General features: G+C 56.0%; 13 protein-coding genes and 3 pseudogenes. 5 read left to right on the forward strand and 11 right to left on the reverse strand.

What is annotated here, in order from left to right; genetic code table 11:
* Nucleotides 1-103 precede the first annotated feature (103 nt).
* Both JNO11_RS23240 and JNO11_RS23245 read right to left on the reverse strand, forming a co-directional pair.
* On the reverse strand, nt 104-1,834 hold the full coding sequence (locus JNO11_RS23240) for a DUF2534 family protein (protein ID WP_033773814.1): 1,731 nt from the start codon (nt 1,832-1,834) through the stop codon (nt 104-106).
* A 45-nt stretch (nt 1,835-1,879) separates the two neighbouring features.
* Complete coding sequence (locus tag JNO11_RS23245; protein WP_010247431.1) at nt 1,880-2,299, reverse strand: DUF2946 domain-containing protein; 420 nt, start codon at nt 2,297-2,299, stop codon at nt 1,880-1,882.
* A 221-nt stretch (nt 2,300-2,520) separates the two neighbouring features.
* Between JNO11_RS23245 and JNO11_RS23250 the strand changes: the two genes are divergently transcribed.
* Together JNO11_RS23250 and JNO11_RS23255 are read left to right on the forward strand one after the other, a co-directional pair.
* Nucleotides 2,521-3,459, forward strand: a complete 939-nt coding sequence (locus JNO11_RS23250) for a D-2-hydroxyacid dehydrogenase (RefSeq protein WP_179256638.1) — start codon at nt 2,521-2,523, stop codon at nt 3,457-3,459.
* 214 nt (nt 3,460-3,673) lie between these two features.
* Nucleotides 3,674-4,603: an Rpn family recombination-promoting nuclease/putative transposase gene (locus tag JNO11_RS23255; RefSeq protein ID WP_325178008.1), complete on the forward strand. Its 930-nt coding sequence runs from the start codon at nt 3,674-3,676 to the stop codon at nt 4,601-4,603.
* Between the two features lie 138 nt (nt 4,604-4,741).
* Here the strand turns inward: JNO11_RS23255 and glsB are convergent, their stop codons facing one another.
* The 5 genes from glsB to fucO form a co-directional block, all read right to left on the reverse strand.
* Nucleotides 4,742-5,662, reverse strand: coding sequence for a glutaminase B (gene glsB, locus JNO11_RS23260; protein ID WP_263056957.1), 921 nt, complete (start codon nt 5,660-5,662; stop codon nt 4,742-4,744).
* Nucleotides 5,663-5,750: 88 nt separating this feature from the next.
* Nucleotides 5,751-6,950, reverse strand: a complete 1,200-nt coding sequence (locus JNO11_RS23265) for an MFS transporter (RefSeq protein ID WP_325178009.1) — start codon at nt 6,948-6,950, stop codon at nt 5,751-5,753.
* Between the two features lie 176 nt (nt 6,951-7,126).
* Nucleotides 7,127-7,297 (reverse strand): hypothetical protein, encoded by a 171-nt coding sequence (locus JNO11_RS23270; protein WP_010247418.1) that lies wholly within the window; start codon nt 7,295-7,297, stop codon nt 7,127-7,129.
* A gap of 104 nt (nt 7,298-7,401) precedes the next feature.
* Nucleotides 7,402-7,575: a GhoT/OrtT family toxin gene (locus JNO11_RS23275; protein ID WP_010247416.1), complete on the reverse strand. Its 174-nt coding sequence runs from the start codon at nt 7,573-7,575 to the stop codon at nt 7,402-7,404.
* Nucleotides 7,576-7,896: 321 nt separating this feature from the next.
* The gene (gene fucO, locus JNO11_RS23280) at nt 7,897-9,045 is read right to left on the reverse strand and encodes a lactaldehyde reductase (protein WP_325178010.1); all 1,149 of its coding nucleotides are present in this window, start codon (nt 9,043-9,045) and stop codon (nt 7,897-7,899) included.
* Between the two features lie 258 nt (nt 9,046-9,303).
* Here fucO and JNO11_RS23285 point away from each other — a divergent pair.
* Nucleotides 9,304-10,942 (forward strand): annotated as a pseudogene (locus JNO11_RS23285) (dihydroxyacetone kinase subunit DhaK).
* Between the two features lie 5 nt (nt 10,943-10,947).
* Here JNO11_RS23285 and JNO11_RS23290 read toward each other — a convergent pair.
* A pseudogene (locus JNO11_RS23290) lies at nt 10,948-11,828 on the reverse strand (LysR family transcriptional regulator).
* Nucleotides 11,829-12,085: 257 nt separating this feature from the next.
* Between JNO11_RS23290 and JNO11_RS23295 the strand changes: the two are divergent.
* A complete protein-coding gene (locus tag JNO11_RS23295; RefSeq protein WP_010247409.1) occupies nt 12,086-12,634 on the forward strand; it encodes a YbhB/YbcL family Raf kinase inhibitor-like protein in 549 nt (182 codons plus the stop codon).
* A gap of 52 nt (nt 12,635-12,686) precedes the next feature.
* Here the strand turns inward: JNO11_RS23295 and JNO11_RS23300 are convergent, their stop codons facing one another.
* On the reverse strand, nt 12,687-13,553 hold the full coding sequence (locus tag JNO11_RS23300; RefSeq protein ID WP_325178011.1) for an alpha/beta hydrolase: 867 nt from the start codon (nt 13,551-13,553) through the stop codon (nt 12,687-12,689).
* A gap of 176 nt (nt 13,554-13,729) precedes the next feature.
* Between JNO11_RS23300 and JNO11_RS23305 the strand changes: the two genes are divergently transcribed.
* Complete coding sequence (locus JNO11_RS23305) at nt 13,730-14,317, forward strand: ABATE domain-containing protein (RefSeq protein WP_062759173.1); 588 nt, start codon at nt 13,730-13,732, stop codon at nt 14,315-14,317.
* Nucleotides 14,318-14,371: 54 nt separating this feature from the next.
* Here the strand turns inward: JNO11_RS23305 and proP are convergent, their stop codons facing one another.
* A complete protein-coding gene (gene proP, locus JNO11_RS23310; RefSeq protein WP_010670739.1) occupies nt 14,372-15,838 on the reverse strand; it encodes a glycine betaine/L-proline transporter ProP in 1,467 nt (488 codons plus the stop codon).
* A 309-nt stretch (nt 15,839-16,147) separates the two neighbouring features.
* Nucleotides 16,148-17,327: pseudogene (locus tag JNO11_RS23315) on the reverse strand (aminotransferase class I/II-fold pyridoxal phosphate-dependent enzyme).
* Nucleotides 17,328-17,380 lie beyond the last annotated feature (53 nt).

Below are 17,380 nucleotides of genomic sequence, written 5' to 3' on the forward strand. Positions count from 1 at the left end.
TCATAACAACGATCATAGACCTCAGGCGGAGAATGAGAAGCCGGGAGTTTTGCCCGGCTTCGTCAGTTATTTTGAATAATAGAGTGTTCGGCGTCTTGCCAGCTTACTTGCCCTGTTCGTCGCTCTCACCGAGGAAGAAATACCAGAGTGGAATCGACAATAGCCCGGTAAAGACCGTGGAGTAGAGCAGGATCATCATCGCCTGGGTGATATACATGGTCAGCGACCAGTGACTGAAGGGGATCTGATACTGATCAATCACTCCGCCAATCATCGCATTCGCCATCACCGTAATGACAATCAGCGCCAGCACCGTCACGCTGCGCAGAAAATAGCGCATCTCTTTGCGCTTCCCGGCAAAACGCGACTGGACGATGGCCAGCGGCGACTGCTTGTCCGGGGCGACATCCACGCGAACGACCGCGGCGCGCTGTGCGCTGCGCCAGCGCTGAATATCCAGCAGCACCAGCACCAGCAGGCTGATACCCATAACGGGCAGGGCATATCCCAGCGCCAGCATCACTATCAGACTGGTGCCCTGCGCATAGCGCGGCAGCGCCAGCCAGGCGGATAACAGCGTCTGCGAGGGGTTGAGCTGCGGAACAGCCGGGCGACGAATCCACCACATGCGGTAGCCCAGCACAATCATTGTGCAGAGTCCAAAGCCAGACAGCGCCAGAATCAGCTGATTAGGCAGGCCAAACAGCACGCCCATATGCGCATCCACGCCCCAGCGGGTCAGTTTCGCCACCAGCGGGAAGCTGGCAAACTCAACGCGGTCAACCACGCTAAAATCAGTCGGGTTAATTGAAACCGCATCGACCTGGCTTGGCCAGCTGCGGTCAATCTCCGAAACCGTCCACGCCTGTTCAGCGTTCTTAGGCTGGCGTAGTTCCAGTTTCGCCGCGTGCAGTCCGGCCTGACGCGCCGCTGCCAGCGCCTGATCCCAGCTGGCATTCGGCTGATTGAGAATCACAGGCGCAGCGGTTTTCGCTGGCATGGTCATTCCGGACATCGTCATCCCTTCCATCGCACCGCGATGGTCAGCATGGGGATCGGCGGCTTCAGCGGGCGCGTTACCGTTTAGCGCGGTATTAACCTGCGGCGTTTTCCAGCCAAAGTCGCTGCGCATCTTTTCAATATTATTGCCCGCCCACTGTGACCAGGTCAGCCCGGTTACTGAAAAGAACACCAGTCCGATTGCCAGCAGCAGCCCCAGCGTGACATGCCAGTGACGGGTTGCCGCGAAGCCGCTCCGTGCTTTACTGCGGGTGCGCGGCGGCCGGGTGCCGGACCATAAGACAATCCCACCCAGCGCAGCGACCCACAGCCAGGAGGCTGCCAGTTCACTGTAGTTTCGGCCAAAATCACCCAGCAACAGGCCGCGATGCAGCTGATCCAGCCACATGCGCAGCGGCAGCACACCGCTGGTGCCATACACCGTCATATCGCCTTTCACCTGCAGGGTGTAGGGGTCAATAAACAGCGATCGTGATTCCGATGGGCCAAGCTGTGGCTCGGCAAACTGCACGCGGGTTGTATCCTGCGGGCCGGGTGCCGGACGCACAGCGTAAATGCGTGCTGATTCACCGGCACGGGCTCGCGCAGCGGCAATCTGGGCGGACAGCGGTTGTGCCACACCCTGCGCGTCGGTGGTCAGGGCATCATGGTAGATAGCCTGTTCCAGTTGCGGTGTCAGAACGTAGAGCGTGCCGGTGAGTGCCGCGACAAAAATAAACGGCGCAATAAACAGGCCGATATAAAAATGCAGGCGGCGAAAGAGATTAAACACCGTGCCGCGCGGTGCAGGGGACATTTCCTGAGAAGAGGACATAGCATTCCACACTTTTCAAAAGACAAAGACGATCAGGTGACGTTGTCACGCAATCGGATTAGTAAGCAGTGAGTGTGACGCGATAAAGGGTGGCGCGCGCGGTCGATGAAGACGCAACAGCCGTTGCCATTGGGGTGGATTGATAGCCGCTGGCGGCGGGGCGCGGCTGATCAGGCACATCCACCAGATAAACGGGATAAAAACCCAGAGCATCAGCGGAACATGCACCAGCAGATCGCAGTAGCCACAGGCAAAGCCCGGGCCCATCATCATCCCGTGGTCCGCCATCGACATCTCGCTGTGATGATCCATCATCGGCATCTCTGCGCTCATGATCGAAGCGCCTTGCATCCTGGCATGATGTTCAGCGAGATTCTTTGAGATCATCGGTGCAACAAACAACAGCAGCACGGCCAGTATCGCAATACCGGCGGTGAGTCGTTGTCTGAGTGAAGATCCCGGCATGATTTCAACGGTCGTATGAGGTCAGAATTCAGGGCGGCAGTGTAACGCGAAGGGAATAAAAGGGTTAAATAAAGTGGCATCTGTTCCGAAAAAATTCGCACTCTTTGAACATTTTCACTTTGATTTCAGCATCATTTAACTTAGTTGTTACTCGCGGTGCACATACAAATAACATTAATCATTCGCCTGCGGTTTAACCAAACCCAATGAAGGAATAAAAAATGAAAATTGTAATGCTGGATGGTGACACGCTGCCCGTACCCCTGCCGACCGGTCAACAGCAGGCTGACTGGGAGATTCGCGCGCAGACCAAGGCTGATGACATTGTGTCTTCGCTGGCGGGCGCAACGATCGCTATCACCAATAAAGTGCCGTTGCGGGCTGACACACTGCAACAACTGCCTGAACTGCGTTTTATCTGTGTCGCAGCGACGGGCTATGACTGTATCGATCTTGATGCCTGCCGCGCACGCGGCATCGTGGTCAGTAATGTTCCAGGCTATTCAACTCAGAGCGTTTCAGAGGCGGTGATAGCCGCGATTTTTGCCCTGCGCCGTCAGCTGATGGCTTATGCCAGCAATACCCGCATCGACTGGCCCCAGGCTAAGCACTTTTGTGTGCATCATCAGCCGATAGGGGATATTGGCGGTGCCACGCTGGGCATCGCGGGCAAAGGCGACATCGGCCAGGCGGTCGGCAGGCTGGCCCAGGCGCTGGGAATGCAGGTGCAGTACGCCGAGCGAAAAGGCAGTGAAAGGGTGCGTGACGGTTATATCAGCTTTGAGCAGATGCTGGCGACCAGCGACATCATTTCGCTGCACTGCCCGCTGAGTGACAGCACCCGCCAGATGATTGATCGCGAGGCGCTGGATAAAATGAAGCCACAGGCGCTGCTGATAAACACGGCACGTGGCGGACTGATTAACGAAGCCGATCTTGCTGCCGCGTTAAAGCAGGGGCTGATTGGTGGTGCGGCGCTGGATGTGCTGAGCAGCGAGCCGCCCGCTCCGGATAATCCGTTGCTGGCGGATCTTCCAACTCTGCTGCTGACACCGCACATCGCCTGGGCAAGTCGCAGCGGCGTGGAGAATCTGGTGGCTGGCGTGATGACCAATATCGTGGCCTTTATTCAGGGCGAGCCAATTAATGTGGTGAGCTGAGTCAGATGGAATAGTTTTTAATGCCCGACAGGGGTTGATATTCAGAGCAACCTCGTAGATTTCAGGAAAAGCGTTTTACGCGGTTTAGTCATCAGGGTATTAATTTCGTTATTTCCATCAGGACTTTAAACGTTCGTGCGCTACAGGAATTAGCGCCTTTTACTGGCTGAATCAGCCAATGTAAGCGCTTCAGGAACAGAAAGGATTCTGGCCAGTGAAAAAGAAGAACAGCACGCCTGTGCCTCATGATGCCACATTCCGGCTATTTCTGACTCAGCCGGATATTGCCAGGGATTTCATGGAGCTGCATTTGCCGCCAGAGCTGCGCATATGCTGTGATCTCAGCACGCTGAAACTGGAGCCGGGGTCGTTTGTCGAGGATGACCTCCGGCAGTACTTCAGCGACGTGCTATACAGTCTTAAAACAACCGCTGGCGATGGATATATCCATGTACTCATTGAGCATCAATCTGTGCCAGACAAACATATGGCATTTCGGCTGATGCGCTATGCAGTGGCTGCCATGCAACGCCATCTTGAAGCAGGGCAGAAGCGGTTGCCGCTGGTGATTCCCGTCCTGTTTTACACTGGCAGACGCACTCCCTATCCCTATTCGACCCGGTGGCTGGATGAGTTCGACGCCCCGGCGCTGGCGGACAGGCTTTACAGCCGTAGTTTTCCGCTGGTCGATGTCACGGTGATTCCTGACGATGAGATCATGCAACATCGCAGCATGGCGGCTCTGACCCTGTTGCAGAAGCATATCCGGCAGCGTGATCTGGCTGAAATGATGGACAGGCTGGTAACCATTTTGCAGGCTGGCTATCACTCTTCATCACAGGTGATAACGCTGGTACACTACATTGTACAGGCAGGTGAAACATCGGACGCCAAAGCCTTTGTACGGGAGCTGGCACAGCGTGTGCCCCAACACGAGAACGCACTTATGACTATCGCACAACAGCTTGAGCAGATAGGGCTTGAGAAAGGCATTGAACAGGGTATTGAACAGGGACGTACAGAAGGTAGTCGTGGAGCAAGCCTCAGAATTGCCCACACCATGCTGAAGAGTGGCATGGATCGCAATACCGTTATGCAGATGACTGGTCTGAATGAAGACGATCTGGCGCAGATTTCGCACTAATTAATTTTTTGAGTTCTGATTATCGCTGACGACTCAAATCGCCAGCGCACTACACGGAAAATGCAAAATCAGCTTCCTGAAATCAAGGGAACCCCGTCGCATTTCACCACGGCGAGCCTGTGACTTGCGCGCTCAGACTCAGAATATCGATCGCCCCAGCTTCTCGGTCAGCAATTCCAGCACAGCGGTACCGGCCAGAGAATTGCCCGCGCTATCCAGCCCAGGCGACCAGACGGCAATGCTCATCTCACCTGGGATAATGGCAATAATCCCGCCACCCACGCCCGATTTTGCGGGCATCCCGACCCGCCACGCGAATTCGCCTGCGCCGTCATACATCCCGCTGGTGATCATCAGTGCGTTAATCTGCCGCGCCTGACGTGGAGTAATCATCTGGCTGCCATCCAGCGTTTTGCCCTGATTCGCCAGATAGATAAACGTGCGGGCCAGCTCAACGCAGTTCATCGACAGGGAACAGTAGTGGAAATAGGTCTGCATCACGCTGGTGACATCGTTGTCGAAATTTCCAAACGACTTCATCAGCCAGGCGATCGCTGCATTGCGGGCAGAATGTTCGAACTCAGAGCGGGCAACGTGGCGATCATAATTGATATCGGACTGCTGACTCAGCTGGCGCACAATTTCCAGCATTCGCTGACGCGGGGCGGTCAGTCGGGTTTCCAGCAGATCGCAAATCACCAGCGCACCGGCATTAATAAACGGATTACGCGGCTTGCCCTGTTCCAGCTCCAGCTGAACCAATGAATTAAATGGCTGGCCAGAAGGCTCTTTGCCGACCCGCTGCCAGATTTCGCTGTCCTCATAGCGGGTCAGTGCTACGGTCAGAGAGAGCGCCTTGGAGATCGACTGAACCGAAAAGCGCGTCTCAGCATCGCCCGCCTGAAAGAGGGTGCCATCACGCAGGCAAACCGCTATTGCCAGATGATCGGCAGCCACATCCGCCAGCGCAGGGATATAGTCAGCCACCTTTCCCTGATGGATCAGCGGACGCACCTGATCCAGGATCTCCTGCAGCAAAGCATTATTCAGTTCAGACACGCACATTCTCCCGTCGATTCCCGCCGACCCGTGATGCTAAGCATCCGCGATCGGCGAGTCATTTATTGTTAACGGCTCCGCCGCATTTTCAGCTAATGGGTTTTGACTGCGCTGCCAGCGGAGCCAGCAGCATCTGTAACAGGCTCAGCATTGCCAGCACGCTGAAGGGCAGCGTCCAGTTACCGCTCTGCTCATGGAGCACGCCAAAGAACAAAGGGCCGAGTGCCGCCAGCGCATATCCGACACACTGTGCCATGCCCGACAGCTGTGACGCCTGACGGTGATGGGTGGCTCGAAGATTAAACAGTGAGAGGCAGAGCACCAGTGATGCGCCTGCGCCCAGTCCGGCCAGTGTCAGCCAGATGACGGCCCACTGCGGATTGAGCAAGAGGCCCAGCATGCCGAGGAAAATGCCTGATGAAGCAATAAACGCGGTAAGCCGGGCATCTTTTACGCGCTTCAGCGCCACCATGCAGCCCAGGTTGGCGACGATCGCAATTGCCTGATACCAGAACAGCAGCCAGCCTGCGTGGGCCTGACTGAAGCCGTTATCCTGGGCAAACAGCGTAAACCAGTCAATCAGGGTATAAAACGCCAGCGATTGCAGCGCCATAAACAGGGCGATTTGCCAGCCGCCGGGCGTTCGCCACGGATGGCGATATGCAACGGGCGCGTCGGCGGACGCTGCGGTTGACCGCCGTTGACGTAACAGCGGCAGCCAGACGAGTAGCGCAATCAGCGCCGGTAGCGCCCAGACAACCAGCGAGAGTCGCCAGCCTGCCGCTGAAAGCTGGCTTAGCGGAACGGCAATGCCAGATGCCAGGCTGGCAGTAATCGACATGGCGGCGGCATAAAGGCCAATATATTTAGCGGTGTGGGCGGTGAAATCGCGTTTAATCAGTGGCGGCAGCAGCACGTTGGCGGCGGCAATACCTGCGCTGAGCAACAGCGTTCCGCTCCACAACGCCGCTTCAGCAGGCTGCCAGCGCAACAGCGAACCGGCAGTGATCAGGCATAGCGCGCCCCATAAACTGCGCTCAAGCCCGACGCGATTTCCCAGCCAGGCGGCCAGTGGGGCGAGCAGGGCAAACAGCATCAGTGGAATAAAGTTAAACAGACCTGCTTCACCGACACTCAGGCCAAAGGTCTGGCGGATATCCTGTAGTACCGGGCCGATGACAGTAATGGGCGCACGAAGATTAGCCGCGGTCAGTAGCAGGACGAACAAAAAAAATGTGGCGCTGGAATACGCAGCGAGAGGTTTAGCTGGGTGTTGTACAGGCATCATGGCAGGGATCATCACATGCAGCAGTGCTGCGGGGGGCGTTGGTTGACGTTAACGCTTACGCATCAGAATTGATGTCTGGGCGCTACTTTACTGACCGGTTAGCAGCGTGTAAAGCCTTGTTATGCGATGAAATAGCGTAATTGAGATCTCACAGCAGCGATCGCCTTGTGACAGGATCAATGGAATTCAGGTTCAGGGAAATGACCGCAGTCGTTCTGGCTGGGATTGGAGCCTGGCTGGCAGGTCTGCTGGCGGGTTTCGGCCGCCGGAACCGGTTTTTCAGCGTGCCATGGGGCACTACAGGCACTGAGAAGAGAAACCAGAATCATCACACTGATAACGCGCATATCCGCTCCTTATTAACCGTCATGAACAAGGCCACGTCGGTGATCGGCGGTTTGCAGGTCAGGGACGTCTTACCTGAGTGTGGTATCTAAGGGGATAATGTCAATTAAAACAGAGCAAACATCAGCGCGACAGGAAAACTCATCGGCCAGGTGGCCCCCACCAGAAAGGCGCTCAGCAGTTTGATGCTCAGCTTATCTTTGGCGATGAAGAACGTGATCAGCGTAGCGATCAATGCAACAACGGCATAGAAAATTAGCATACCCTGGTACAGTGTCATTGATATCTCCGCAGCGTCATTAAGGTTTTCGCTGCGCATGATGCGGATTTTTGTGATCCAGATCAAGTGAATCAGGGTTTAGCATCTAAAGAAATCATGGGTAAAGGCAGTTGGTTCGCTCGCTGAACTTCATCGTAACAGCGGGCGATTTCAGGCTGAAACCAGGCAGGATAAACGCGGCTAAAACCTTGGCTGATGCTGTAAGTCAGACTGAACAACCTCTGGCGAAGGCTCCCGGATTAAGCGTTGCCATGACGTAAAAAAAGCCCGCCAGCGTGGACGGGCCTGTTATCGGCAGTGCATCACTACAGGATATGCGCTTTAACTCTGGCGGTATAACGCCACCACGTCCTCCAGGTCCGGCGTACGTGGGTTGCCGCCGGTGCAGACATCATCCAGCGCGGCCTGTGCCAGTGCAGGGATATCCGCTTCTTTTAAGCCCACTTCACGCAGTGAGCGGGGAATACCCACATCGCGACAGAGCTGACGCACCGCGGCGACCGCCGCTTCCCGCGCCTGATCCAGCGACAATGACTCAACCTGTTTCACACCCATTGCACGGGCAATGTCGCGATATTTTTCGCCAGTGCTTGAGGCATTCCACGCCATCACCTGCGGCAGCAAAATGGCATTGGCTACGCCGTGCGGGACATTGTAAAAGGCGCCCAGCGGGTGTGCCATGCCATGCACCAGACCAAGGCCGACATTAGAGAAACCCATACCGGCCACATATTGTCCCAGCGCCATCTGCTCAACCGCCTCAATATTTCCTGCCACCGATTCGCGCAGTGACTGGCTGATAATCTCAATGGCTTTGAGGTGCAGCATATCGGTCAGGGTCCAGGCACCGCGTGTGATATAGCCTTCAATGGCATGGGTTAGGGCATCAATACCGGTCGCAGCCTTCAGCGACGCTGGCATGCTCGCCATCATCTCCGCATCAATGATCGCCACTTTCGGTATGTCATGGGGATCGACACAGACAAACTTACGGCGATTCTCTTCATCGGTAATGACGTAATTAATCGTCACTTCTGCGGCGGTGCCTGCCGTGGTCGGGATGGCGATGATCGGCACGCACGGATGACGGGTAGGGCTGACGCCTTCCAGGCTGCGCACATCTTCAAACTCAGGGTTATTAATAATAATGCCGATCGCCTTGCTGGTATCCTGTGGTGAGCCGCCGCCAATGGCGATCAGGTAGTCGGCACCTGACTCTCTGAACACCGCAACACCCTGCTGCACAACCCGAATGGTAGGATTCGGCACCACCTCATCATACACCGCCCAGTCAAGCTGATGTTGCGCCAGCAGATCGGTCACCCGCTTCAGCGCACCCGCCGCGACCAGCGCTTTGTCAGTGACGATCAGTGCTTTTCGCATCCCGCGACGTTGTACCTCTTCCGGCAAATGGCGCAAAGCACCAGCACCAAACCAGGCGGTTTCATTGAGAATCATACGTTGGGTCATTAAAACATCCTCTGTTAACAAATGAATTTTTACCATCCGTGATCCCCGGTTCATGTTCTGCGCAGAACCTCTCACTTTCAGGTAAAGACATTTGATAAAAATCAATCAATTAGTAAAAATCACTGCGCCTGTGTCAGCTGGTTTCCGTGCGGTATGTCTGAAATCAGGCTACTGACCTGTTGATGGATTTCTCACTGTCGTCAGTGGTATGTAACACTGGGTCATCAGCAAACCCGCATGCCTATGAGGAAAGAAGACATGACCCGATTCGTAATGAATAAAAAAGGATGATCTCGTCGACAGCGCGTTAGATGGCATGATTTACGCCAGCCCGTGGCGCAATCTGGTCCGGTTGCAGGTCGATCCGCGCATTCGCATCGTGATGCGTAATGACTGGCAAAAACAGCAGGTCGCGCTGATTTCCGGTGGTGGTTCAGGCCATGAACCGGCCCATGTCGGCTTTATCGGCAAAGGGATGCTGACGGCTGCCGTCTGTGGCGATGTTTTTGCTTCCCCCAGCGTTGACGCGGTTTACAACGCCATCATCAATATTACCGGTGAGGCGGGATGTCTGCTGATTGTGAAAAACTACACCGGAGATCGCCTCAACTTCGGTCTGGCGGCAGAAAAAGCGCGCAAAGCGGGATTCGGCGTCAATATGGTGATTGTCGGTGATGATGTTGCGTTGCCCGATAACCCTCAGCCACGCGGCGTCGCGGGCACGTTGCTGGTGCATAAAGTGGCGGGCTTCGTCGCAGAGCGGGGTGATGACCTGACGGCGGTGACCGAGGCAGCAGAGGCAGCCAGTCGTGCTATCGCCACCATGGGCGTTGCGCTCTCAAGCTGCCATCTGCCGGATGAACAGACCGGCCAGCGAGTGCCAGACGGCAGCGTTGAAATGGGGCTGGGGATTCACGGCGAACCGGGCGTTGACGTCATGCAGACGCAAAACAGTCAGCAGATTGTGCAGCATCTGCTGGAGAAATTGATGCCGGACAACGATCAGCCACGCGCGCTGTTAATCAATAATCTTGGCGGCATGTCCGCGCTGGAAATGAGTCTGGTCACACGCGACCTGATTGAGTCGCCGCTCAGCCGGGGCAGTGATTATCTGATTGGCCCGGCTCCGCTGATGACCGCGCTGGACATGAAGGGCTTTTCCGTCACCTCCATGACGCTGACGCCGTTGTTCGAAGAGGCGATCTGTGCGCCGGTTGAGGTCACCGGCTGGGTTCAGGCGGTTAAAATCGCACCGCTGCAGCCGGTAAACGCGACAAAAGAGGCAACAGCGCATCCGGCGCAACCCTCAGATAACCCGACCGTCGCTGCGTTTGTTAACAGCATCTGTGAAACCCTGATCGCCAGCGAAAGCGAGCTGAACAAACTGGATGCGCAGGTCGGTGATGGCGATACCGGTTCGACCTTTGCTGCTGGCGCACGCCAGATCCAGCGCGAATGTACAGATAATCAGCTGCCGTTAAATGCCTTGCCCGATCTGCTCGCGGTGACGGGTGAGCGACTGGCGACCGTGATGGGCGGCTCCAGCGGCGTACTGATGGCGATCTTCTTCACCGCTGCTGCGCAGCAGCTGGCCGAAGAGGATGCGCTGCCCGCGGCCCTGCAACAGGGTCTGGAGAAGATGAAGCAGTATGGCGGGGCACAACCAGGAGATCGCACGCTGATAGATGCGCTGCAACCGGCAATCGAGGCGTTGGTGGCGGGTAAATCGCTGGCAGAGGCGGCTGATGCGGCACAGCAGGGCAGTGATGCAACCGCCAGCATGGGGAAAGCAAAAGCGGGCCGATCATCTTATCTTAACAGTGCTAACCTCAACGGCGTGTCTGATCCGGGTGCCGTCGCTGTCGCCAGAGTCTTTGCGGCATTAAAAAAACTTTAGTGCTGTCACGACGCTAAACGCGCCTGGAGAAAGGCCAGTAACTGGCGGTTTACTTCGCTGCGCTGACGGTGCTGCGGGTAAACCGCATTCAGAGAGAGTGCGGGCGGCAGATAGTCGTCCAGCACGGTCACCAGCTCACCGCGTTGCAGGGCTGTCTCAACAATAAAGGCGGGTAACAATACCAGTCCTAAGCCTGCCAGTGCGGCATCACGCAGAACCTCGCCATTGTTACTCACCATCGGGCCCTGAACCGCCAGCCACTTGGGTTTACCATTGACCTGCAGTTCCCAGCCATTCTGACCTTCACGTCCGTAGCGCAGACAGGCATGTTGCAGCAAGGCTTCTGGCTGCTGCGGCACGCCTGCCCGTTCCAGATAGCGGGGGGCTGCAGCAGATAACCCGCTTCAGCTCGCCGAGCGGACGGGCAATCAGCGTGGAATCAGCCAGCGTACCGATGCGAATCGCCATATCAACGCCTTCGCCAATCACATCGGCATAGCGGTCAGCCAGCTCAATATGAAACTGCAATGACGGATGGTGGCTCAGAAACTCGGCAATCAGGGGGGGACAGGTGGCTCATGCCAAAGGACATCGGCAGATTGATTCGGAAGGTGCCGCGCAGCGCCTGCTGCTGCTCTGACACCGCCAGTTGCGCTTCCTGAATCTCATCCAGAATGCGCTGAGCATGTTGCGCGAACAGTAAACCTGCATCCGTTACAGACAGCTTACGGGTGTTACGGATCAACAGTCGTACCCCTAATGATGCCTCCAGCGCAGCCATACGGCGGCTGACATACTGTTTCGATAGCATCAGATGCTCAGCTGCTGCAGTAAAGTTGCCAGCATGCATTACGGCCACGTAAATCCGGAGATCTTCAATCTGCATAGTGTCCACTTATTGGTGACAGTGACGATGATTCAGGCGAAACTTCAGCCAGACGCGTTAACTTATATCGGGTAATGCGTCACAGGGCAACGCGCCAGCTCTCTCAGCCAGCGCGACGGAGATCATAGATTTGCCGTTTCCTTACCCCTGAACAGGCGGTCAGTCGGGTCAATCGCGTTAAAGCCGTTATAGTAATCAGGCAGTGACGCAATCCATACGGAACATAATCTCTTGAGTAATCTGATAAGGAGTGGCTAGTGAAAAAATTACTCTGCGCGACCGTGCTGGCCGTTTTGCCAATGACCACGCTGGCGGCGTCGGTATTTACGCTGCAATCACAGGACTTCAGCGATAATGCGCTACTGGATAAAAAGTTTGCCGGTGCCAATAAAAGTAATCCTTCCTGTACCGGTGAGAATATCTCTCCCGAATTGAACTGGTCTGCGATTCCGGCGGGCACCCGCAGTCTGGCTCTTCTGATGACCGATCCGGTCGGGGCCAAAGGGCTCGGCGTTACCCACATGGTGGCCTATAACATTCCCGCCAGCCGCTCGTCATTTGCGCAGGGGGCTCTGACAAAGGGCAAGGACTACACCGGCGGAAAAAATACCCCAGGGACGCTGCACTATTATGGTCCTTGTCCGCCTGCAGGCAGTGGGCTGCATCACTATAACTTTGTGCTGATCGCCACCGATTTGCCGGTGGGTCAGTTGAAAGCGGGGTTAACCCAGGCAGAGCTGGTTGCACAGCTAAAAGGCCATGCGCTGGGCGCGGCCAGCACCGTTGGCCGCTTTAGCAATGAATGACCTGCACGTATGCAGAGGCAGCGCTGAATAGCCTGCCTCTGCGCGCAGCGGGTCAGTCGCCACTGAACATCTCGCGGATGCGCGACGCAATGTGATGGGTGTGCGTCTCCAGCGCGAAGTGGCCGCTATCCAGCATCTCGACCACCGCCTGTGGATTATCCCGCTGCCAGGCCACTGCGCCCGGTGGAAGAAAGAACGGATCGTGCTTGCCCCAGATCACCAGCGTTGGCACCTGCTGCTGGCGAAAGAACGCCTGAAATTCCGGATAACGTTTCAGATTACTGGCGTAATTGAGAAACAGGGCCTGCTGAATATCTTTGTTACCGGGGCGCTCCATCAGCAGAGTATCCAGGGTATAGGTTTCCGGGGCGATCTGCTGCGGATCGCTCACCCCATGCAGATACTGCCACTTCACCCCTTCCAGCGTCAGGATGGCGTCACGGATCACCTGACCATTTGCTTCGCTGGGATCGTCCCAGTAGGCGCGGACCGGCGCCCAGGCTTCTCCTAATCCCTCCAGATAGGCGTTACCGTTTTGTGATATCAGTCCGCTGACGCGATCGGGGTAAGCCAGTGCCAGTCGCAGACCGGCAGGTGCGCCATAGTCGAAAACATACATCGCATAACGTTCCAGCCCCAGTGCATCGACAAAGGCGGTCAGCGTCTGGCCCAGCGCGTCGAAGGTCCAGGAATAGTTGCGCTCAGCAGGCACTTCAGTGAAGCCAAAGCCCGGCATATCGGGTGCGATGAGATGAAATTTATCGGCCAGAAGCGGGATCAGATTGCGGAACTGATGTGAAGAGGTGGGAAAGCCATGCAACAGCAGCAGTACCGGCAGGGAAGGATCGCCCGCTTCGCGATAGAAAATATTGACGCCATCGGCCTGCTGGTAACGATAGGAAATGGATTGATCACGCATGCTGAACTCCTGTAACTGGTTAAATGATATTTATGGGGTTACCAAGAGTCATTATGCAGCCAGAATGTAACCTGTCAAATCAATTTATAATGGTTACAAAAGATGCGGTGTAACTATTCAAATAGTACTTTGTCGGTTACAGTGGCATCAGCAGAGTTAACAAGGGAGGCAATATCATGGCGGAAACGCAATCACACACCGCCCAGGGACCGTGGTTTCTGGCTGATCATCCGGCGCTGGATTTCATCAATACCGTGGCCATCGTGGAAGGCCAGCCGCACGACTTCTGGCAAACCGATCAGGATGTTGAAGCCTGGCTACACCAGGCCGGACTGGCACCAGATGCCCCGGCTCCGCAGCATGAACCGGGTGCGCTGTTGGAAGCAGCGCGTCACTTACGTCAGATCATTCGTGATAACGTGCAGCAGCACAAAGCGGGAGAGGGCATTGATATTCAGGCGCTGAACGCCTGGCTGGGTGAAGCGACCAGCCATCTGCAAATGACCGGGGAGCCGGGTGCCTTAAAAATCAGGCGGGTCTATGCGGGCCAGAGTGTGATGCAGCGGCTGGGACAGGTTGCGGAACAGGCCGCGATGTTGCTGGCGCAGGAGGACTTCAGCAGAGTCCGTGGCTGTGAACATCCCGCCTGTACACTGTGGTTTTACGATCGCACCAAAGCGCATCGCCGTCGCTGGTGCAGCATGGCGCTGTGTGGCAATCGGGCGAAAGTGGCGCGTTTCAGGGCAGTTAAATCAGCTGGGTAAACAGATCGGATGGCAGATAAAAAAAACACCCTGCAGAGCAGGGTGTCAGAACAGTTATTTCGCGGTGGTCGCTGATGGCTTGTGCCGCTTGCGCAGCTTGTCGATCAGGCGATGCGCTTCCGCTTTGGTCGCTACCGCAGGGGATGAACCGGTCAGCGGTTGACGGGCTGTTTCACGTACCGTCAGAATGGTGAGCAGGCCAATCACGCCCGCGCCCATCATGTAGTAAGCCGGCATCATATTGTTTTTAGTGGTATCCACCAGCCACGCGGTAATCAGCGGTGTCGTACCCCCAAACAGCGATACCGAAAGGTTGAAGCCGATGGCCAGCGCACTGTAACGGATATCGGTAGTAAACAGCGCAGGCAGCGTCGAAGGCATAGTGCCGCTGAAGCAGGTGTGCAGTACACCCAGAATCATCAGGCCGCCAAATACCGCCCACATATTACCGGACCCGATCAGCATAAAGCTCGGGATGGCGAGCAGGATCAGACCCACCGCACCAAAGGCAATCACCGGACGACGACCGATGCGGTCAGTCCAGCGACCCCACAGCAGCGTCAGCGGCATCATCACGAACATCGCCACCATCACCAGCAGCAGGCCACTTAACTCTGGCAGACCCAGCACGCCGGTCAGATAGCTCGGCATGTACGAGGTCAGCATGTAGTTAGAGACGTTAAACAGCAGCACCAGACCGATACATTTCATCATCGGTGCGCGGTATTTGCTCAGCATCTGCATCAGCGTCAGACGCGGCTTGCTTTGCTCCAGTGCTTCCTGTTTTTCCATGTGCTGCTGGAAAGCCGGAGTCTCTTCCAGCTTCAGTCGCACATAGAGACCAAACAGGCCCAGCGGCGCGGCGATAAAGAACGGCACGCGCCAGCCCCAGGACATCATCGCCTCATTCGACATCACGGTGGTCATCACCGTGACCAGGCTGGCACCCAGCAGGTAACCACCGATGGTGCCGAATTCCAGGAAGCTGCCCATAAAGCCCCGGCGTTTATCGGTAGAGTACTCCGCGATAAAGGTCGCTGCGCCACCATATTCACCACCGGTTGAGAAGCCCTGGATCAGACGTGCCACCAGCAGCAGAATCGGTGCCATGATGCCTATTGAAGAGTAAGCCGGGATCAGACCGATACAGAACGTACCAATCGACATCATGATCATCGTCATCGCCAGCACTTTCTGCCGTCCGATGCGGTCACCCAGCGGGCCAAATACCAGGCCGCCAATCGGACGTACCAGGAAGGCCGCGGCAAACGTACCAAAGGTGGCGATTAGCTGCACCGCGTTGTTGGCATCCGGGAAGAAGACTTTGCCGATGATCACGGCGAGATAGCTGTATACGCCAAAGTCGAACCATTCCATCGCATTACCTAACGCAGCTGCGCCAACTGCACGCTTCAGCATGTCGTTGTCGATTACGGTAATGTCGTCAACAGTCAGCTCTTTTGGCTTCCTGTTCCAGAAATGTTTCTTTGGGTGTTCAGACGATGAGTTTCTGGTGTCCATATTCTCCTCAGGTGCATCAATGAAGGAGTCTTATAGCTTTCGCAGCCGCAAACAATGTTCAGAAGAAACCGTGGAAATGAAAGCTATAAGAAGCCGAATAATTTTTAAGTGAAGCGGCAGAAACCGCAGCCGGTAAACTCTAGACTACGATTGTAAGTTTTTGCAAGTTTTCAGCCGAAATAACTGCATTTACTGACAAACCCAGCATAGTGAACTTATTCACGCCTGCTTACGGGTCTGAACATTTGGTAATAACTTGCGGCTGGTGCTCTGGTTATATCTGGAACTGGTTTTCCCGGTGCTGATGCGCTACTTAAACAGTTTCAGTTCGTCGATGCGATCCAGCGCCTGCAGTAATTGCTCCGTCCCGGTTGTCAGGCTGATGCGAATATAATCACGACCCGCTGCGCCAAACCCGTTACCCGGTGCCACCAGCAGATGACACTGGGCCAGTAGCAGGGCGGCGAACTGCTCCCCGGTGAAACCAGCTGGCGCTGCCAGCCAGAGGAAAAAGGTGCCCTGACGGGCGCGTACCGGCCAGTGCATTACTGCCAGCCTGGCTAAAATCACTCTGCGGCGCTGATGGTAATGCTCTGCCAGCAAGCTGAGTTGTTCAGCGGGCAGCGACAACGCGGTGATGGCGGCATCCTGCACCGCGCCATACACCGTGCTGTAGCTATGAGTATGAAGTTTTTTAAATGCTGCAATCATCGAGGCGTTTCCCACCGCAAATCCCACCCGCCAGCCTGCCATGAGTGCGCTTTTTTGACAGCGTGTAGATTTCCACGCCCCAGGCTTTGCCATCGGGCTGTGCCAGCAGACTCAGCGGCTGTTCGCCCGACTCACTGCCCAGCGTGGCATAGGCGAAGTCATGAATCAGCGGAACATGATGCTGGCGGGCGAAGGCCAGCGCGTCGGCGAACAGCGCGGCTGTCGCCAGTGCGCCAGTGGGATTATGGGGATAATTGAGCAGCAGCAGACCGGCACGCGCCGCGATCTCGTCCGGCACCAGGGTGAAATCGGGCAGGAAAGCATTGCGCGCCTCCAGCGGAATGCCATAAAAATCGGCACCTGCCTGACGGGCCGCTGAGCGGTAGAGCGGATAGCAGGGATCGGTAGAGATCAACACCTGCCCCGGATTGAGCAGGGCGCGGGGAAAACCATTGACGCCAATGTGCGCGCCCTGGAACAGCGCCACTTCAGTTTCAGGATCGAGCGTGACGCCGTAGTGACGCTGGTAGAAGGCTGCGATAGCACGTCGCAGCGCGGGTTTGCCCCAGAACGAGGGATACTCATGGTTCTCCGGTTTCGCTGCCGCAGCCTGTAATGAAGCGATTACCGCGGGCGGCGTTGGCTGACGCGGACTGCCGGAAGAGAGATCGATCAGCGGTAACAGCGCATCATCCAGTTGTGCTGCCTGCTTTTCCAGCATGCTGAAGAGGTTCTCTTCCAGCCCTGCGACCATCTCTGAAGCTGCAAACTCCGCCATATCTCTCCCGCAATAAATAGTGTTAAGCGAGGAAGGATGACACAGCTGACATT

Origin of the sequence: Pantoea sp. 1B4, assembly GCF_016925765.1 — a bacterium.
Lineage (GTDB): Bacteria > Pseudomonadota > Gammaproteobacteria > Enterobacterales > Enterobacteriaceae > Pantoea > Pantoea agglomerans.